The following is an 18,862-nucleotide window of genomic DNA, read 5'->3' as shown; positions in this document are numbered from 1 at the left end:
TCAATTGTGATGGCTTGAGTCTATGCTTTTTGAATGATATCTAAAAAAAGCGATTAGATAATTGAATACTTTGACCTTATGGACTTAAATATTTAGAACTTAAAGATTTGATTATTTAAATTTTAATGTATTACTTGTTCAATTTTTATCATTATCTTTCTCAATTTTCATATCTATTAAGAAAAAAACGATAATTATAACTAAAAAAAGAGAATAGAAAATGGTCTTACCATATGGAATATGAAAAAATGCGATGAAAATAATTGAGAATATGTTCAATAATACCAAACTAATCGTTAAGGCTATTTGATATTTTTTCATTATCAATCTCTCCTTTAGCATCATTAAGGAAATGTTTTTAAATGGAGTTCGTTATAAATTTGGTAGATTTCGAAACAGTAATTAGCTATTTCCCATCTAAACGTCGACTAATATAGCCTAATACAGCACCAATAATAACTAATGCTAAAATATATATTAAATTTGATAATTGATTATCTAAAGTAAGCATTGGCTGAACATAAAACGTAGCAACAATTAGTATTATTAAAAATATAACACCTGCAATTATTCTGTATTTCATCATAGACACCCCAACATTTTTAAGTCATTTTAGAAATTCCCCACATTTTAATTATGCAGTTTTTTAATAAATTTTAAAAAGTCAAAGTATATAGCTATTTATCATCATCATGTTTTTTCTGTTTAGGTGCGTAGTGATCGATTATAAATTGAAAAATGAAAACGTATGACCAAAAAATTATAATTCCCCAAATATTTGTAAGAATATGAATATCTGTTATCCACATAAAAATACAAAGTAATATGATTGATCCAAAATATATAATATTTAGAATTAATCTCAATTTAGATTTTGACATATATTATGCAACCTTTCATGAAAATCTCAACTATTGTGTTTTAACAATTCAAAAATGTTACGACATATATTAATAAATACTGTATGAGAAAGTTTGATTTATTAAATCATTAGATTACTTAAATATTTAGCGAAAAAAAGCATGCTTTATCTTTAGGCATATATATTATCCTATGATCACTAATGATTTTAACATTGTTTATAAATATAAAAATAACATAAAATATTAAAAATATGAATTAAACATTTTTATATAATCAGTTTTATTTATAGTTTCTTTAATTCATCTATGTTTAAAGTACAGACATGTTGGAGGGATTAATATTTTATTTTAAGCATGGTGTTATTCAAATTAAAGATCATACTTTTATATATAATGTCTTATGTATAATATTGATATCATAAAAAGCAGGCTTAAATATATGATAAGTAAGAAGGTGTATCATGTGGAGTACAAATCATTAAAAAAGCTCTTTCATATGTATGGTTGGGATAATGTAGAAACAGAATATAATATGCGGTTAAATAGTTATTCAAGTTATGTTACCGACTTTGTTATTCATCCAATTCAGAACGAGAAACAACAAAGAGATGTAGAGTATCCTCTATTTTTTATTCTAAATCGATCATTAGGCATTAATCTTGAAAAGGTCTTAAAAACTCAGATAGAATTAAGCAACTTTCCTCAGCATTGCCTAAAGTCGCGAATGAAGCATATATTAAATATTTATTAATCACTGAACTCCAAAGTACAAATGAAATTGAAAATATAAAAAGTACAAAAAAAGAGATTGCTGCGTCACTGAACAAAACAAAAGGTGAGAATAAGCGTTTTGATGGATTAGTAAATCAATATATTATGATTGAAAATGATGACGTTGAAATCAATACAAGTCCGGGACATAAATAATATAATGAAGCTATTTTGCAAATTCGCAGTAGCTGACTGAACTGAGAAAATGCTTAAATCAAGCTTTTTTAGTTCTAGTCATCCTTGCGGGGGTGGGACGACGAATTTAAAAGAATTCTGTCCCACTCCCCAATTGTTGCTTCTGAAATGCTAGAAAAAGATTTACCAGATGGAAATTTGTTTAGAAAAAATTCTATCGGTGTCTACGACAATGCTAAAAGTAAATGGGTTCATAGAAATGAATTTAATGAACCAGAAATTTATGAATATCTAACTATTTTATTAAGTTTTATTAAACATTTTGAAGCACCCAGTATTTATAAAATATTAGCTAGTCATTATATGTTTGAGTACATACACCCTTTTTACGATGGAAATGGAAGAGTGGGAAGATATATTTTAGCCAAATTACTTAATGATAACTTGGATTCGTTTACAGCACTCACTTTTTCATACGTCGTAAATCATAATAAAAATAAATATTATAAAGCATTTCAAGAAGCATCTGATTATTTTAATAAAGGTGAAATAACAAATTTTATTGATGATATGATGCAATTAATTATTGAAGGACAAAATAATATTATAGAAACGTTTGAAAATAATACAGACATCATTACAAGACTTACGCAGTCTCTTAATGAACAAGCATTAAATAAATATGATTTAAATGTTCTGTTTATATTACTTCAAGACAAAATATTTGGAAGTAAATACTCTAGAATGAGTATTAAAGAAGTAAAAAACATAGTTGGCTACTCAAGAAATAAAGTTAATGAAGTCATAAACAAATATGAAAATAAATTAATTAAGTTGAAAAGTAATCCTGTTGTTTACGAGGTAAAAGACAGTTACGTACAAGAATTACTGACAATGCGTCACACTACAAATCAAAATATATAAGCAGACAACTACGCATCATTAATAGGCAATTACGCAATAAACGCCAAATGTATCCTCAGGTGTTTACAATAAAAGTGTAATTTAAATATTAATGAAGGAGTGGAATCCAATGACAGACGTATTCGGTTTCATTAAAAAAGCGATTGACTTTATTAGTAGTATTTTAGTACATGGCGAACCTAAATAATTATTTTTACAATAATCATCACCCCGAGAGTTAGATTGAAATCTAATTTTCGGGGTGAACTTTATATAACCATATTAATTAAAAACATGATAATTTTTATTCTTTTTGAAAATACGTAATTGATTCAACTTCATTGCAAATTGTTGATATAACATGATACATCCGAAGCCCCAAGATAGACTAAATGTAACGCCCCCCATAACATCTGTAAGATAGTGCGCATGGAAGTATAATCTTGAGAAAAGAATGCTCAACCACACCATAGTTAATAGTATTGTTAATGACCATTTTAATAGCTTATTGTGAATTTTAGATATAAAAAATAACACAATAATCATTATAACGAGTGTGCTGGCAAGAGAATGGCCACTAGGGAATGAATATCCTGAATCAATTGATAAATGATCATATGGACGCGCACGATGTATTAAATCCTTAAACATTATACCCATTAGTCCACCTGATGCGACAGTAAGTAAAAGCCAAATAGACAATATGACATGACGCTTTAGAAATACTATAAGTGCCATTAGGATGGTTAAAATGACGAAAGGTAGTATGTCTCCATAAGTTGCGACGATAGTCATATAATCATTAAACCAGCTTCCGTGATAATTCATTTGCGGATCACCGAATGAGTTTAAAAACCAATGGAAAGCACTTTGATCTACAAAAGTGATTAATAGCATGTGCAGTTTCATTCCTAATATAATTGTTAAGAAGGCCAACACACTCAAAATAAACAAGATGTTTAATTTAGATTTGTTAAATAATATATTCATTAGTTGCACCTGTTGTCTTTTTATTTAGTTTAACGTAGTAAAGTGATAAAGAAATCGGTATTGAGACGCATTTATTTATAAGACTTAAAACCTATAAAAAAGTGTATAGTATATAGAAAAAGACCATTTAGGGGGGACTGCATGGCGTTTAAGCTAATTACTTATTTCGATGAAAGCTATATTGATTCAATTTATGAAGTATATCAATCAGTTGGTTGGTTAAAACATGACAAAGAGGCGATATGTGAGATTTTCCGTAATAGTACTCATGTCGTCTTAACTATTTATGATAATAAAGTCATTGGCGTAGCTAGGGCATTATCAGATGGTGTATTCAATGCAGCCATTTATGATGTTGTAGTTAACAAAGATTTTCAAAATAAACAAATTGGTATGCGTATGCTCGAACGCCTTCTAGATGAAATAGGCTTAGTTTCATGCATACATTTAATATCAACTATTGGTAATTTAGATTTTTATCAAAAAGCGGGATTTAAAAAATTGAAAACTGGTATGGTTATATACCAGGATAAACGTCTAACAGATACATATACTGAATAATTGGAAAATGGAATTGTAAATCGTTCTATTAAGTCTAAAACGAAAATCTGTATTACAATAGAAGAATTAAAGTTACGAATTATAGGAGTGTTGTGTAAATGGAATGGATATTATTTGATAAAGACGGGACGTTAATTGAGTTTGACAAGAGTTGGGAGAAAATCGGCATAAGATTAGTAGATAGTCTTTTAGATGAATACCCAGTCGCTGATAAAGAAGTTGCGCATCGACAATTGGGTATTCTTGATGATGCAATTGTTCCTGATTCTGTGATGGGTTCAGGCTCACTAGATGAAATGATTAAAGCTTTCAATAACGTTGTTGGTAAAGATGTCTCAACTTGGACACGTAATACAAGTCAATCCCTTGTCGATACGCGTGTGCCAGAGAATAACTGGATTGATGGTGTATACGATATGATTCAATCATTGAGAAAAGACGGCTATAAAATTGGTATTGTTACAAGTGATTCTAGAAAAGGCGTCTTGCAGTTTTTAGAAGATACAAATTCAAAAGATGCATTTGACTTAGTGATTTCAACAGAAACACATGCTGCTGAAAAGCCCAATCCGGCAGTACTTAATCCATTGTTTGATCACTATGACGTGAAACCTAAAGATGTAGTGATTGTTGGTGATACGAATAATGATATGAAGACAAAGGTAAATGCTGAATTAGGTTTAGCAATTGGTGTACTGAGTGGCATTGCTAAAAAAGAAGAGTTAGTCGACGCTGATGTGATTATAGATACAGCGGTAAGTGTGCCCGAAGTCTTAAAACAATATAGTGAAAATAAATAAGGTTATAAATTAAAAAACGCTACACAAGGATTTCAATATTGTGTAGCGTTTTTAGATATTATCGATTATCTACGTTACGGTACGTATTAATGACATGTGCGATTTTATCAATAATTGGATCTAATGAGTCAGGATTTTCGTGAATATCATATTCATTGATATTTACACGTACTACTGGACAAGCATTAAAGTTATTAATCCAATCTTCATAGCGTTTAAATAATTTTTGCCAATATTCTGGGTCTGTATTAATTTCCATATCACGACCACGTGCTTTGATACGTTCAATGACTTCATCATAATCACATTCAAGATAAATTAATACATCAGGTTTAGGGAAGTAGGGTGTCATTACCATAGCATTGAACAACTCAGAATAGGTTTTGAAATCATCTTCATTCATAGTACCTTGTTCTTCATGCATTTTCGCGAAAATATCTACATCTTCATAAATAGAACGATCTTGTATAAATCCACCACCATATTCAAACATACGCTTTTGTTCTTTAAAGCGCTCCGCTAAAAAGTAGATTTGTAAGTGAAAGCTCCAACGTTCAAAGTCATCATAAAATTTATCGAGATAAGGATTATGATCAACATTTTCAAAAGAGGTTTTAAAATTCAGTTTGTCGGCTAACGCTTGTGTCAATGTTGATTTACCAACACCAACTGTACCAGCAATAGTGATAATTGCATTTTGAGGTACTTTGTAATTATTCATTTTCAATTGCTCCTATCATAGGTCTTATTTTTTCTAAAATGGATTGATAATCTGAATCATTATTGACAAAATCAATATCACTTGTATTAATTAAGACAACATTCGCACCTTCACACTTCATCGCATTATAAAATGTTAAATAATCTTCTTTTAAATTCAATAAATAGTTATCTTCGATATGATGCTCGAAACTACGGTTACGTTTAGCGATCCTCTGTTTCAAAACATTCAAATCTGCGTCTAAAAAAATAATCATGTTAGGCATTTCAAGATCTTCTGTTAAAATATCGAAAATGCGGTCAAATTTATCAAATTCATGATGACTTAAAGTGTTACGGGCAAATATTTTATTTTTATAAATATGATAATCGCTAACAACGCCTTGTGTCATTTTTGCGATATCTTTCGCTTGTTTGTATCGATTACAAAGGAAGAACATTTCAGTTTGAAAACTCCATTTAGAGATATCATCGTAAAAATCAGACAAAAATGGATTTTCATCAATTATTTCTTTTTCTTCATAGTAATTTAATGACTGACTAAGCTTATGAGCTAGGGAGGATTTACCTACACCAATAGGGCCCTCAATTGCGATAAATGGTTTGTTCATAATCACATCTCCAAATGTTAAAATAGACAATGAGTATTGTATCATAAGTGAGGTATAACACACATGGCAAATGATGAATATTACATGAAATTAGCGATTGAAGAAGCTAAAAAAGCACAAAATATCGGAGAAGTACCAATAGGTGCAATTATTGTTAAAGATGATGAAGTTATAGCACGATCACATAATTTAAGAGAAACTGCACAGCTTCCGACTGCACATGCAGAACATATAGCGATTGAACGAGCGTCTAATACCATTGGAAGTTGGCGTTTAGAAGGTTGCACCTTATATGTAACGTTGGAACCCTGTGTCATGTGTGCAGGTGCTATTGTGATGAGTAGAATTCCTAAAGTGGTTTACGGTGCTTCTGACCCTAAAGGTGGATGTGGTGGTAGTTTGATGAATTTATTAGTAGAATCACGCTTTAATCACCGAGCTGAAGTGGTTAGTGGTGTACGTGAACAAGAATGTGGAGATCTATTACGTAACTTCTTTCGAGAATTACGATTAAAGAAGTCTAAAACGAACAAGTAAGCGTACAAATTGTTTTATATTTGTTAAAATAATACACGTGAATGTGGTGTCAAAATTGAGGTTTAAAAACTTTCAGGTGATACTTTTCAAAATAAATAGCGTTTAATTAAGATAATGAAACGAGGTAACTGTATGATTAAATTAATAGCAACAGATATGGATGGCACATTGTTAAATGCTGCACATGAAATTTCACAAGAAAATGTTGATGCGATTAAATTTGCACAATCACAAGGAATAACAGTTGCCATTGCGACAGGTCGTGCATTCTATGAAGCGAATACACCTGTAGCTGAAACAGATTTAAGTGTGCCATACATTTGTTTAAATGGTGCAGAAGTACGTGATGAATCGTTTAATATTATGAGTACCTCTAACTTAAATCATGAATTAGTGGAACGCATAAAATCCATCTTGAACCATGAAGATGTATACTATCAAATTTACACTAATAGAGGGATTTACACAGAAGATCCTACTAAAGATTTAGATATATATTTAGATATTGCTAAACAAGCAGGACAAGAAGCGGATGTTGAAAAGATTAAAAACGGCATTCAAAAACGTATAGATAATGGGACGTTGAAAGTTGTAAATAGTTATGAGGAAATTGAAAATATTCCAGGCGAACTAATTATGAAAGTCCTTGCCTTTAATCCAGATTTAGAGAAAATAAATAAAATAGGTGCAGAACTCTCAGCAATTTCAAGTTTAGCTATCTCATCTTCATCACGTGGTAACCTTGAAATTACTCATTCTGATGCTCAAAAAGGAATAGCGTTAACATCTATTGCAGATCAATTAAATATTGATTTAAAAGACGTTATGGCATTAGGTGACAATTTAAATGATGTGTCAATGTTAGAACGTGTAGGTTATCCGGTGGCAGTAGAAAATGCAATGCCTGAAGTAAAAGCCGTTGCTAAATATGTCACAGATACTAACGAAAATAGCGGTGTAGGTAAAGCCATTATGAAACTATTACAAGAAGAAAATAATTAATATTAAGAGGTGTTTAGAAGAAATGAAAGGACTTATTATTGTTGGTAGTGCAAAAGTAGGCTCACATACGAATGCGCTTGCTAAATATTTAGTGGGTCAATTTGATACACATGATTTAGATGTTGATATATTTGATTTAGCAGAAAGACCTTTAAATCAGTTAGACTTTTCAGGAACAACCCATTCAACAGAAGAAATTAAAGCAAATGCAAAAGACTTTCAAACTAAAGTTATGGAAGCAGACTTCTTAGTACTTGGCACACCTAATTATCATGGCTCTTACTCTGGCATTCTTAAAAATGCATTAGATCATATCAATATGGATTACGTTAAAATGAAACCAGTAGGGCTAATTGGCAATAGTGGTGGTATTGTTAGTTCAGAACCACTATCACATTTACGTGTCATTGTTCGCAGTTTACTAGGTATCGCGGTACCGACACAAATTGCTACACACGATTCAGATTACAGTAAACTTGAAGATGGTACATTGTATCTTGATGATGACCAATTTCAGTTGCGCGCAAAATTATTTGTAGACCAAATTGTATCATTTGTGAATAATAGTCCCTATGAACATTTAAAATAAAATTTAATTATCTAGAAGTACACATATATAATAGTAGAAACTAGTTTTTAAGAACGATTTTTTATCGTTCTTTTTTTATTGTTTTAAAAAGAATATTTCAGACGATTATATAGATTACAATACAAAAGATAATTTTTTGAACTTAATTATATGTATTTATATTCATCTTTTAATTAGTTTTTAAATTTAAGTAATTAAATAAACAGTTAAATTAGGTCGATTTACAATTCTTTTAGGGAGTGGTCTGTTTGAAAAATAAACAAAAAAAGAGAGTGGATTTTCTACCGAATAAACAAAATAAATATTCAATTAGAAAATTCACAGTAGGGACAGCATCTATATTAGTAGGGACGGCTTTAATCTTTGGAAGTGCTCATGATGAAGCAAAAGCAGCTGAAAAAGATCAAGCTTCCACAACTATAGATACGAGTGAAGCGCAAGATGTAAAAGCAAAAGGTCATGTTCAAACATCCGAGAGTGCTACATTATCACAAGTGAAACCAGAACAAATTGACACTACAAAACAAAATGTAGCAACAGATGCAAATAATACTTCTAATAATGATACTAAGACAGTTAATACAACAGGTTTAGATATATCATTTGAAAATACTGAGACACAATTAAATAATACTATTTATAATATTGAAAAAAGAAAAATCATTAACAAATTTTGTAGCTGAGAATACTAGTAGTTCAATTGAAGAGGCAAGTGAAAATGTTAAAAACATTAATATTGACTATAATCAAGTTGATAATAGAGCATTACTAAGTGTGCTCATTAAGTCTGATTCTAATAAAAAAGATGCTGACAGTGATGCCGATGCGGATCCAGATAATAGTGAATTACCAAAAACAGGAAACAACGAATAGAAAAATGGCGTGTTATTCGAAACATGAATTGTAGATATAGCATCACTAGTATTAGGTAGAAAGCGAAATCAAAAGAATAACTAAGAAAAAAATGTATGAAATTAACCCGTAGTGTGTAACTGCGAGTTTTTTAAATGCTAATTATGGTAATAATAAGTATGACGCTAGATTTTCTAGTAAATGAATATCAAAATTAAAATTTTTAAATAATATAAAAAAGGTATATAATTTTCTAAAGTTATTTAGCATGAACAAATTAATGTTTTTTTAAAAAATCAGATTTATATATTGTAACAATATACAAAAAGTGATAAGCTTTGTATGAGTATTGTACTCAATAAATTTGGAAAATAGTGGTGTGAGTTATTTGAAGAAAAAGCCGAATAAACGATTAGATTTCTTACCGAATAGATTAAATAAATATTCGATAAGAAAATTCACAGTGGGGACGGCATCAATTTTAGTTGGTGCAACATTAATCTTTGGTGCAGGACATGATGTAGCTAAAGCTGCTGAAACTAATCAAACTGAAAGCGGAGAAAATCAAAGTAATTCAAAAGCATCTGAAGAAGATGCTAGTAATCAATCGAACACATCTCAGAGCGCAATTTCACAAGAAAATTCAACGCAAGAAACTAATACTAGTGCAGAACAATCAACTACAAATGAAAACGCTACTGAAGAAGTAAGTCAAGAACAACCTTCAACAGAAGAGAAGGCGACTGAAGAAAGCACAACAGAACAGCCTTCAACAGAAGAGAAGGCGACTGAAGAAAGCACAACAGAACAACCTTCAACAGAAGAGAAAGCAAGTAAAGAAAGCACAACAGAACAACCTTCAACAGAAGAGAAAGCTTCAACAGAAGAGAAAGCAAGTAAAGAAAGCACAACAGAACAACCTTCAACAGAAGAGAAGGCAAGTAAAGAAAGCACAACAGAACAACCTTCAACAGAAGAAGCGACTAAAGAAACTACAACAAATCAACCAATTTCAGAAAAAGAAACTGTAAATGAAGTTAAAAATGTAGCAAATGAAACAGGAGTGTCTGAAGACGAAATTTTATCAGTTTTAAATAAACAAGGTGTTAATAAAGCTGATGAAAATGAAATTTTAGCTGCTTTAATTAAAGAAAAATCGGCAACTAATGATCAATATTCAACTCCAGTAGTTGCTAATACAACAAACACATCTTCTAAAACGAAGACAACTTCTAACACACCTGTTAGAAACTTGTTACGTAATAGAGCAATGGTAATGGATCGTGCTAATACGTCAGATTTACAAGAATCAGCAGAAAATAGTGCTATATACTCACCAGGTGATGCTACTAAAAAACAAACTTATAGTGGTAAAGCATGGGTTTATAGAAATGGTAATCATTCAAATTATTCTCAAAAAGATGCATTACCATTGTCAGGAGTTAATGTCTACTTACAATGGGTAAACGGAAAAGGTGTTGTATCCCCAGTATATTACACTACTACAAACCCAGACGGTTCATTTGCATTTGACTTATCTAAACCAGTTACAGATGAGAATGGCAATTCTTATGAATTTAAATTAGCAGGAGACTCTAAATTTGCTATAAGAACTTGGGTTAAAAATCCAGATCCATCTAAATACGATGTTGTTAAACACGGTGACCAAATGTATGGTTATCATGATCGTTTAACTAGAAAAAATGAATCTTGGGACTTTACAGCAGGGATTAATAGAATTGTTAACTCACACGTTGTACTTCAAGAAAAACATAACAATGTTGATTGGTTACTAAAACCAGAAAATGAACGTACAACATCTGGTACTTCAAATGGCCAATTTGAAAATACAGGTGCTTACGGTACAATTCGCGGTAACGTATGGTATGAAAACGGGGATCCTAATGGCTCTGATGCAAGACGTTGGGGTAAAGACTCTTGGGATGTTAATGCCACTAATACAAAAGTCGCTGCATCATATGTAAATGACGAAGTAACTAGATTATTTGATACTTGGAAAAATGAGCACAGTGGTTATACATTAGATGATTTCAAAGCTGCACAAGCACAAATTATCGCTGATTATGAAGCTAAAAATGGTGTGGGCTCACACATTGCTGAAACTGTTGTAGCAAATGTAGATTCTAAAGGTGATTATTACATTCCGTTCAAAGGTATTTATGGTATTAGTGCTTATAAACAAAATTCAGGTGCAAGCATTTCTAAAACTATCTCAGATGAAGAATATGGTAAAGTTGTAGCTGATAAAGATGTTTCACATAATAACTTAATGGCTTGGAATGGAACAATTGGACAAAAACACAGACATATCAATTCTGATTACGTATATGTTACGCCACTAGTTGACGACTATGCTATTTGGAGTAATAATTTCCAAACCAACATGTTTGAAGGATTAAGTGACGATTTGTTACCAATTGGACCAAATGCTCAAAGCTCATATAACACATCAGGTGTGGATTTTGCACTTTTAGCACCACAACCAATGCACGACATCACGAATTATAACTCAACAGATGAATTAGCTAGACCAGGTGATACTGCAGAATCTAGAACAGGTGGCTTATTACCAAATCGTGAATATCAAGTGCAATGGTTCAAAAATGGCGAAAAATTCGGAGATCCAGTTACTGTAACTTCTGCAGAAGATGGAACAGTAGGTTCAGTACCTTTAACAGTACCAGAAGATGCAAAAGTATCAGACGTATTCTCATCTGCAGTATTCAAACAAGGTGTTTCTACAGAATCATTAACTACAGCATTAGCTATTGATTCATTCTCTATTACAGACCAACAACCAGATAATGAAGTGTATGAACCAACAACAGACGAAGTCACAAAAGATTACGGAACACCAACAACTGAGGATGATGTAACAGGAGCAGTAACAATTCCAGATTATCCATCAGAAAAAGGAACACCAACAATCACAGTTGATGATCCAAGTACATTACCAGACGGTAATACACCAGGAACAGTGGAAGTTCCAGTAACAGTGACATATCCAGACGGCACAGAAGATCATGTGACAGTACCAGTAACAACAAACGAACAAGCAGATAACGATGCTTATGAACCAACAACAGACGAAGTCACAAAAGATCACGGAACACCAACAACTGAGGATGATGTAACAGGAGCAGTAACAATTCCAGATTATCCATCAGAAAAAGGAACACCAACAATCACAGTTGATGATCCAAGTACATTACCAGACGGTAATACACCAGGAACAGTGGAAGTTCCAGTAACAGTGACATACCCAGACGGCACAGAAGATCATGTGACAGTACCAGTAACAACAAACGAACAAGCAGATAATGATGCATATGAACCAACAACAGAAGAAGTCACAAAAGATTATGGTACACCAACAACTGAGGGTGATGTAACAGGAGCAGTAACAATTCCAGATTATCCATCAGAAAAAGGAACACCAACAATCACAGTTGACGATCCAAGTACATTACCGGACGGTAAAACGCCAGGAACAGTGAATGTCCCAGTAACAGTGACATATCCAGATGGCACACAAGATCACGTGACAGTTACTGTTGTTACTAAAGACGATGAAACACCTGACGAAGTAATTTACGAACCAGTAAGTGAAGGTGTAAATCATGATTATGGAACACCAACAACATCAGATGAAGTGATTGGTTCAGTAACAATTCCTGGATACCCAACAACAGGAGAACAACCAGTTGTAACAGTTGACAATCCAAATAGCTTACCAAATGGAACTACACCAGGAACAGTAAATGTCTCAGTAACAATAACTTATCCAGATGGAAGTGTGGATCATATCACAGTACCTGTTACGACAGGAGAAAAACCAACACAAGATAAAGTGATTTATGAACCAACAAGTAATGGTGTAAACCACGATTATGGAACACCAACAACATCAGACGATGTAATTGGTTCAGTAACAATTCCTGGATACCCAACAACAGGGGAACAACCAGTAATCACAGTTAATAACCCAGGTAATTTACCAAATGGAACTACACCAGGAACAGTAAATGTCCCAGTAACAGTGACATATCCAGATGGAAGTGTAGATCATATTGATGTACCTGTGACAACAGGAGAAAAACCTGCTAATAACAATGTCACTTATGAACCAGTAACAACTGGAGTGAAACATGATTATGGAACACCAACAACATCAGATGATGTAATTGGTTCAGTAACAATTCCTAATTATCCAACAACAGGAGAACAACCGGTAATCACAGTTAATAATCCTGATAATTTACCAAATGGAACTACACCAGGAACAGTAAATGTTCCAGTAACAGTGACATATCCAGATGGCACAGTAGATCATATTGATGTACCAGTAACAACTGGTAAAAAACCAGCAGCTACTGCTACTAAATATGAACCAACAAGTGATGTTGTTCGTAAGCCATATGGAGTACCAACAACTGAGGGTGATGTAACAGGAGCGGTAACTGTTCCTAACTATCCAACGACAGGAGAACAGCCAGTAGTTACAGTGGATGATCCAGAAAGTTTACCAAATGGTGAAAATCCTGGCACATATTATGTTCCAGTAACAGTAACTTATCCAGATGGTTCACAAGATCATATCACAGTAGAAGTTGTCATTGACGAAGAACCAATTGACAGTGACGCAGACGCAGATAGCGATGCCGACGCAGATAGTGATGCCGACGCAGACAGTGACGCAGATGCAGACAGTGATGCCGATGCAGACAGTGACGCGGACGCAGATAGTGATGCAGACGCAGACAGCGATGCCGATGCAGACAGTGACGCGGACGCAGATAGCGATGCCGATGCAGACAGTGATGCCGACGCAGATAGTGATGCCGACGCAGACAGTGACGCAGATGCAGACAGTGATGCCGATGCAGACAGTGACGCGGACGCAGATAGTGATGCCGACGCAGACAGTGATGCCGATGCAGACAGTGATGCCGACGCAGATAGTGATGCCGACGCAGACAGTGACGCAGATGCAGACAGTGATGCCGATGCAGACAGTGACGCGGACGCAGATAGTGATGCCGACGCAGACAGTGATGCCGACGCAGATAGTGATGCCGACGCAGACAGTGACGCAGATGCAGACAGTGATGCAGACGCAGACAGTGATGCAGACGCAGATAGCGATGCCGATGCAGACAGTGACGCAGATGCAGACAGTGACGCAGACGCAGATAGCGATGCCGACACAGATAAAGATAATCATGGCAAAGCAGATAAATCTGATAGTAAAGCATTACCTGATACAGGTAATAATGATCAAACTAATGGCACATTATTTGGTTCATTATTCGCTGCACTTGGAGGATTATTCTTAGTTGGCAGACGTCGTAAAAACAAAAATAATAATGTTGAAAAGTAAATAATAAATATGTAAAAATTTACTGATTATGCATGTAACCATAGTATTTCCTTTAGGGAATACTATGGTTATTTTTTTAAAAAATTTTGCAAAATATTTTTTATATTTAATGAATTTTGTTATAATGAAATAATTTTTTATCTATTACGAAAATTAAAAGTAATTTTAATTAAAGTATTGTAATAAATTTAATTATGCAATATGATTTAAGTGAACTTTCATTAATATTTATATGGAAGTTGAATATATTAATGATAATAAAATTTAGGAGGAAAATATGGACAAAAGAAGACAAGGGCCAATTAAGAAAAAGGTAGACTTCTTACCTAATCGTCTAAACAAATACTCCATTAGAAAATTCACCGTAGGCACAGCTTCAATTCTTATAGGAGCATCATTATTATTTGGGGCAGGCGAAGAAGCTAAAGCAGCAGAAAACACTGACAGTACTACTGAAAATGGTGGAAAATTAAATTTACAAAACAATGTAAATAATAATGATCGCAATTCAGATTTGACAAAAGAAGCTAGCACAGAAGAAGTAGCAACAAAAGAAGCAGCAACAAAAGAAGCAGCAACAAAAGAAGCTAACACAGAAGAAGTAGCAACAAAAGAAGCAGCAACAAAAGAAGCTAACACAGAAGAAGTAGCAACAAAAGAAGCTAGCACAGAAGAAGCAGCAACAAAAGAAAATAACACAAAAGAAGCAGCAACAAAAGAAGCTAGCACAGAAGAAGCAATAACAAAAGAAGCTAGCACAGAAGAAGCTAACACAGAAGAAGCAGTAACAAAAGAAGCAAGTACAGAAGAAGTAGCAACAAAAGAAGCTAGCACAGAAGAAACAGCAACAAAAGAAGCTAGCACAGAAGAAACAGCAACAAAACAAGAAAATTCTAAAGACATAGAAAAGCAAAACCAATCAGTAAATATTGATGCAAATAGTTCAGTTAATGACAAAGTTAGTTATACTAAACAAAATTTAGATGAATTAAATATAGATGAAAAAAATGCAGCTAATATTGAAAAAATCGTTGCAAATAATAGTGATTTAGAAGGCTTATCAGAAGATGAGTTAAATAATGAAATTTTGAAAGCAGCGTTAGCTAATGACACAAACAAGAATGATTATGGTATTCAGGCATTATCAGCAACTGAGCCTCTAGCAACTAATGTAAGAACAACTTCTAATACTGCAAGTCCTTTATCAAAACTTAGAAGATTAGCGGCAGTTTCAACTGGCCAAAATGTTAATGACAAGGTTCATTTTTCAAATATTGATATAGAGATTGATCCACCAAATATTAATAAAAATACTGGACAAGAGGAGTTTTGGGCGACTTCAGGGGCTGTATTAAAGTTGAAAGCGGATTATACAGTCGATGATGATGTGCATGAAGGAGATACATTTACTTTCCAATATGGAAATTATTACCGTCCCGGTTCAGTACGTTTACCTTCTACAGAACAGAAATTGTATAATGCTAATGGCAATTTAATTGCGAAAGGTATATATAATAGTGCTACAAATTCTACTACTTATACATTTACTAACTATGTAGATCAGTATGATAATATCAAAGGAAGTTTCGAACAAGTTACATTTTCTAAACGCGAAAATGCTAATACTGATAAAGCTACGTATCCAATGGACGTTACACTAGGTAATGATAAATATTCAGAAAATATTACTGTGGATTATGGTAATAAAAAAGGGAATACACTAGTTGCAGGTACAAATTATATTGATCCTGATACATTAGCACGACATATGACTGTATATGTCAATCAACCTAAGAATAATTTCAAAAAAGAAGTGTTAGTAAGTCAATTAACAGGCTATAAATTTGATCCTAATGCAAATAATTTTAAAATCTATGAAGTAACAAATCAAAATCAGTTTGCTGATAGTTTCACTCCAGTAACTTCAGGTCTTAAAGATGTTACAAATAATTTTAAGGTGACTTATAGTAATAATAATACGACAGCAACTTTAACTTTATTAGATGGAACGACAGCTAGCAATAAACAATATATCATCCAACAAGTTGCTAATCCAGATAGTGAATCATCTGCTACTAATGGCAGAATTGACTATACATTGCAAACCGATGTACAAAATTATACTCATAGAAATTCATATTCACTTGCTCAAGGTTCGTCAACTGCAGAGGGAGATTTAAAGAGATATTCATTAGGTGACTATGTCTGGGAAGATACAAATAAAGATGGCATTCAAGATTCAAATGAAAAAGGCATTCAAGGAGTGTATGTTACTCTAAGAGATAAAAATGGTAATGAATTAGATCGTACAACAACTGATGCTAATGGTAAATATCAATTTAATAATTTACAAAATGGCGATTATACTGTTGAATTCACAACTCCTAAAGGTTATACACCAACTAAGGTTGATACGGGTAATAATGATGCAACAGATTCTGATGGTTTAATTGCTAAAGGAACAATTAATGGTGCTGATAACTGGACATTAGATAGTGGCTTCTATAAAACTCCAAAATATAGTTTAGGTGACTATGTATGGAAAGACACTAACAAAGATGGTGTTCAAGATTCTGATGAAAAGGCATTCCAGGCGTAACAGTTACATTAAAAGATGGTAATGGTAACGTATTAAAAACAACAACAACAGATGAAAATGGTAAGTATCGCTTTGATGATTTAGATAGTGGAGACTATATTGTACATTTTGAAAAGCCTGAAGGCTTAACTCAAACAACTACAAACTCAAGTAGTGATGATGAAAAAGATGCTGATGGTGAAGAAGTACGTGTAACAATTACTGATCATGATGACTTCAGTATTGATAATGGATACTTCGATGATGATAGCGATGCAGATGCGGATGCTGACGCTGACGCCGATGCAGATGCTGACGCCGATGCGGATGCCGACGCCGATGCGGATGCTGACGCCGATGCGGATGCGGATGCCGACGCCGATGCCGATTCTGATGCAGACGCCGATGCCGATTCTGATGCAGACGCCGATGCAGACGCCGACGCCGATGCTGACGCCGATGCGGATGCCGACGCCGATGCGGATGCTGACGCCGATGCGGATGCCGATGCAGACAGTGATGCGGATGCCGACGCTGACGCGGATGCCGACGCAGACAGCGATGCCGATTCTGATGCTGACGCAGATGCCGATTCTGATGCTGACGCCGACGCAGATAGTGATGCTGACGCGGATGCTGATGCCGACGCTGACGCGGATGCGGACGCAGATAGTGACGCGGATGCGGATGCCGACGCAGATAGCGATGCCGACGCAGATAGTGACGCGGATGCCGACGCTGACGCCGACGCGGATGCCGACGCCGATGCGGATAGTGATGCCGATGCCGACGCCGATGCCGATGCGGATGCCGACGCCGATGCAGACGCCGATGCCGATGCGGATGCCGACGCCGATGCCGATGCGGATGCCGACGCTGACGCCGATGCGGATGCTGATGCCGATTCTGATGCCGACGCCGACGCCGATTCTGATGCCGACGCAGACGCAGATAGCGATGCCGATGCGGATGCTGATGCCGATTCTGATGCCGACGCGGATGCTGATGCCGATTCTGATGCTGACGCCGACGCGGATGCTGACGCCGATGCGGATGCTGATGCCGACGCCGACGCAGATAGCGATGCCGACGCCGATGCCGATTCTGATGCTGACGCCGATGCGGATGCTGATGCCGACGCCGATGCGGATAGTGATGCCGATTCTGATGCCGACGCTGACGCCGATGCGGATGCTGATGCCGATTCTGATGCCGACGCTGACGCCGATTCTGATGCCGACGCAGACGCAGATAGCGATGCCGATGCGGATGCTGATGCCGACGCCGACGCAGATAGCGATGCCGACGCCGATGCCGATTCTGATGCTGACGCCGACGCGGATGCCGACGCCGATGCGGATAGTGATGCCGACGCCGATGCAGATGCCGACGCCGACGCCGATGCCGATTCTGATGCTGACGCCGATGCCGATTCTGATGCTGACGCCGATGCCGATTCTGATGCCGACGCCGATGCGGATAGTGATGCCGACGCCGATGCCGATTCTGATGCCGACGCTGACGCCGATGCCGATTCTGATGCCGATGC

The 18,862-nt window shown here is 35.0% G+C and carries 14 protein-coding genes and 3 pseudogenes; 12 read left to right on the top strand and 5 right to left on the bottom strand.

The genetic code is table 11. From position 1 onward, the window contains the following. Window positions 1-138 precede the first annotated feature (138 nt). On the bottom strand, window positions 139-321 hold the full coding sequence (locus tag KA878_RS04985; protein ID WP_228480692.1) for a hypothetical protein: 183 nt from the start codon (window positions 319-321) through the stop codon (window positions 139-141). Window positions 322-406: 85 nt separating this feature from the next. Beyond that, window positions 407-583 carry a hypothetical protein gene (locus KA878_RS04980; protein ID WP_193839723.1) on the bottom strand — a complete coding sequence of 59 codons (177 nt, stop codon included), beginning with the start codon at window positions 581-583 and terminating at the stop codon, window positions 407-409. 988 nt (window positions 584-1,571) lie between these two features. On the opposite strand from KA878_RS04980, the gene KA878_RS04975 reads away from it, so the two are divergent. Together KA878_RS04975 and KA878_RS04970 are read left to right on the top strand one after the other, a co-directional pair. Next, window positions 1,572-1,790, top strand: coding sequence for a hypothetical protein (locus KA878_RS04975; RefSeq protein ID WP_193839722.1), 219 nt, complete (start codon window positions 1,572-1,574; stop codon window positions 1,788-1,790). Window positions 1,791-1,937: 147 nt separating this feature from the next. Next, entirely contained in the window at window positions 1,938-2,693 is a 756-nt protein-coding gene (locus KA878_RS04970; protein ID WP_193839721.1) for a Fic family protein, read from the top strand. A gap of 261 nt (window positions 2,694-2,954) precedes the next feature. Here KA878_RS04970 and KA878_RS04965 read toward each other — a convergent pair whose 3' ends face one another. Then, entirely contained in the window at window positions 2,955-3,662 is a 708-nt protein-coding gene (locus KA878_RS04965) for a phosphatase PAP2 family protein (RefSeq protein ID WP_193839720.1), read from the bottom strand. 141 nt (window positions 3,663-3,803) lie between these two features. Between KA878_RS04965 and KA878_RS04960 the strand changes: the two genes are divergently transcribed. Beyond that, the gene (locus KA878_RS04960) at window positions 3,804-4,223 is read left to right on the top strand and encodes a GNAT family N-acetyltransferase (protein ID WP_193839719.1); all 420 of its coding nucleotides are present in this window, start codon (window positions 3,804-3,806) and stop codon (window positions 4,221-4,223) included. Between the two features lie 98 nt (window positions 4,224-4,321). Continuing rightward, window positions 4,322-5,023, top strand: coding sequence for an HAD family hydrolase (locus tag KA878_RS04955; RefSeq protein WP_053031088.1), 702 nt, complete (start codon window positions 4,322-4,324; stop codon window positions 5,021-5,023). Between the two features lie 58 nt (window positions 5,024-5,081). Here KA878_RS04955 and KA878_RS04950 read toward each other — a convergent pair whose 3' ends face one another. Both KA878_RS04950 and KA878_RS04945 read right to left on the bottom strand, forming a co-directional pair. Then, the gene (locus KA878_RS04950) at window positions 5,082-5,744 is read right to left on the bottom strand and encodes a deoxynucleoside kinase (RefSeq protein WP_053031090.1); all 663 of its coding nucleotides are present in this window, start codon (window positions 5,742-5,744) and stop codon (window positions 5,082-5,084) included. Beyond that, window positions 5,737-6,354, bottom strand: a complete 618-nt coding sequence (locus KA878_RS04945; RefSeq protein ID WP_070855003.1) for a deoxynucleoside kinase — start codon at window positions 6,352-6,354, stop codon at window positions 5,737-5,739. Before KA878_RS04945 ends, KA878_RS04950 begins: the two co-directional genes overlap by 8 nt. Window positions 6,355-6,417: 63 nt before the next feature. On the opposite strand from KA878_RS04945, the gene tadA reads away from it, so the two are divergent. The 8 genes and pseudogenes from tadA to KA878_RS14640 form a co-directional block, all read left to right on the top strand. Beyond that, complete coding sequence (tadA, locus tag KA878_RS04940; protein WP_193839718.1) at window positions 6,418-6,891, top strand: tRNA adenosine(34) deaminase TadA; 474 nt, start codon at window positions 6,418-6,420, stop codon at window positions 6,889-6,891. A 132-nt stretch (window positions 6,892-7,023) separates the two neighbouring features. Next, complete coding sequence (locus KA878_RS04935) at window positions 7,024-7,893, top strand: Cof-type HAD-IIB family hydrolase (protein WP_193839717.1); 870 nt, start codon at window positions 7,024-7,026, stop codon at window positions 7,891-7,893. Window positions 7,894-7,915: 22 nt separating this feature from the next. Next, window positions 7,916-8,482, top strand: a complete 567-nt coding sequence (locus KA878_RS04930; protein WP_053031100.1) for an NADPH-dependent FMN reductase — start codon at window positions 7,916-7,918, stop codon at window positions 8,480-8,482. A 248-nt stretch (window positions 8,483-8,730) separates the two neighbouring features. After that, a pseudogene (locus KA878_RS14645) lies at window positions 8,731-8,833 on the top strand (YSIRK-type signal peptide-containing protein); the annotation flags it as partial. 294 nt (window positions 8,834-9,127) lie between these two features. After that, the gene (locus KA878_RS04920) at window positions 9,128-9,355 is read left to right on the top strand and encodes a hypothetical protein (protein ID WP_193839715.1); all 228 of its coding nucleotides are present in this window, start codon (window positions 9,128-9,130) and stop codon (window positions 9,353-9,355) included. 367 nt (window positions 9,356-9,722) lie between these two features. Continuing rightward, complete coding sequence (locus tag KA878_RS14305; RefSeq protein WP_245336742.1) at window positions 9,723-14,735, top strand: Rib/alpha-like domain-containing protein; 5,013 nt, start codon at window positions 9,723-9,725, stop codon at window positions 14,733-14,735. Window positions 14,736-15,012: 277 nt separating this feature from the next. Further along, window positions 15,013-15,177 (top strand): annotated as a pseudogene (locus KA878_RS14300) (YSIRK-type signal peptide-containing protein); the annotation flags it as partial. Window positions 15,178-15,957: 780 nt separating this feature from the next. Further along, window positions 15,958-17,828 (top strand): annotated as a pseudogene (locus tag KA878_RS14640) (SdrD B-like domain-containing protein); the annotation flags it as partial. Between the last annotated feature and the right edge of the window lie 1,034 nt (window positions 17,829-18,862).

The organism is Staphylococcus sp. GDY8P57P (assembly GCF_017892585.1).
In the GTDB taxonomy this organism is placed as follows: Bacteria; Bacillota; Bacilli; order Staphylococcales; family Staphylococcaceae; genus Staphylococcus; species Staphylococcus borealis.
The sequence above is the reverse complement of the archived record's forward strand: the minus strand, read 5'-3'. Positions and strand labels throughout refer to the sequence as shown.

What these genes read in the sequence shown, in the direction of transcription:
- KA878_RS04965 (WP_193839720.1), bottom strand. Translation starts at nt 3,662, where the DNA reads ATGAATATATTATTTAACAAATCTAAATTAAACATCTTGTTTATTTTG.
- KA878_RS04955 (WP_053031088.1), top strand. Translation starts at nt 4,322, where the DNA reads ATGGAATGGATATTATTTGATAAAGACGGGACGTTAATTGAGTTTGAC.
- KA878_RS04945 (WP_070855003.1), bottom strand. Translation starts at nt 6,354, where the DNA reads ATGAACAAACCATTTATCGCAATTGAGGGCCCTATTGGTGTAGGTAAA.
- KA878_RS04970 (WP_193839721.1), top strand. Translation starts at nt 1,938, where the DNA reads ATGCTAGAAAAAGATTTACCAGATGGAAATTTGTTTAGAAAAAATTCT.
- KA878_RS04930 (WP_053031100.1), top strand. Translation starts at nt 7,916, where the DNA reads ATGAAAGGACTTATTATTGTTGGTAGTGCAAAAGTAGGCTCACATACG.
- KA878_RS04960 (WP_193839719.1), top strand. Translation starts at nt 3,804, where the DNA reads ATGGCGTTTAAGCTAATTACTTATTTCGATGAAAGCTATATTGATTCA.
- KA878_RS04950 (WP_053031090.1), bottom strand. Translation starts at nt 5,744, where the DNA reads ATGAATAATTACAAAGTACCTCAAAATGCAATTATCACTATTGCTGGT.
- KA878_RS04935 (WP_193839717.1), top strand. Translation starts at nt 7,024, where the DNA reads ATGATTAAATTAATAGCAACAGATATGGATGGCACATTGTTAAATGCT.
- KA878_RS04980 (WP_193839723.1), bottom strand. Translation starts at nt 583, where the DNA reads ATGAAATACAGAATAATTGCAGGTGTTATATTTTTAATAATACTAATT.
- tadA (WP_193839718.1), top strand. Translation starts at nt 6,418, where the DNA reads ATGGCAAATGATGAATATTACATGAAATTAGCGATTGAAGAAGCTAAA.
- KA878_RS04985 (WP_228480692.1), bottom strand. Translation starts at nt 321, where the DNA reads ATGAAAAAATATCAAATAGCCTTAACGATTAGTTTGGTATTATTGAAC.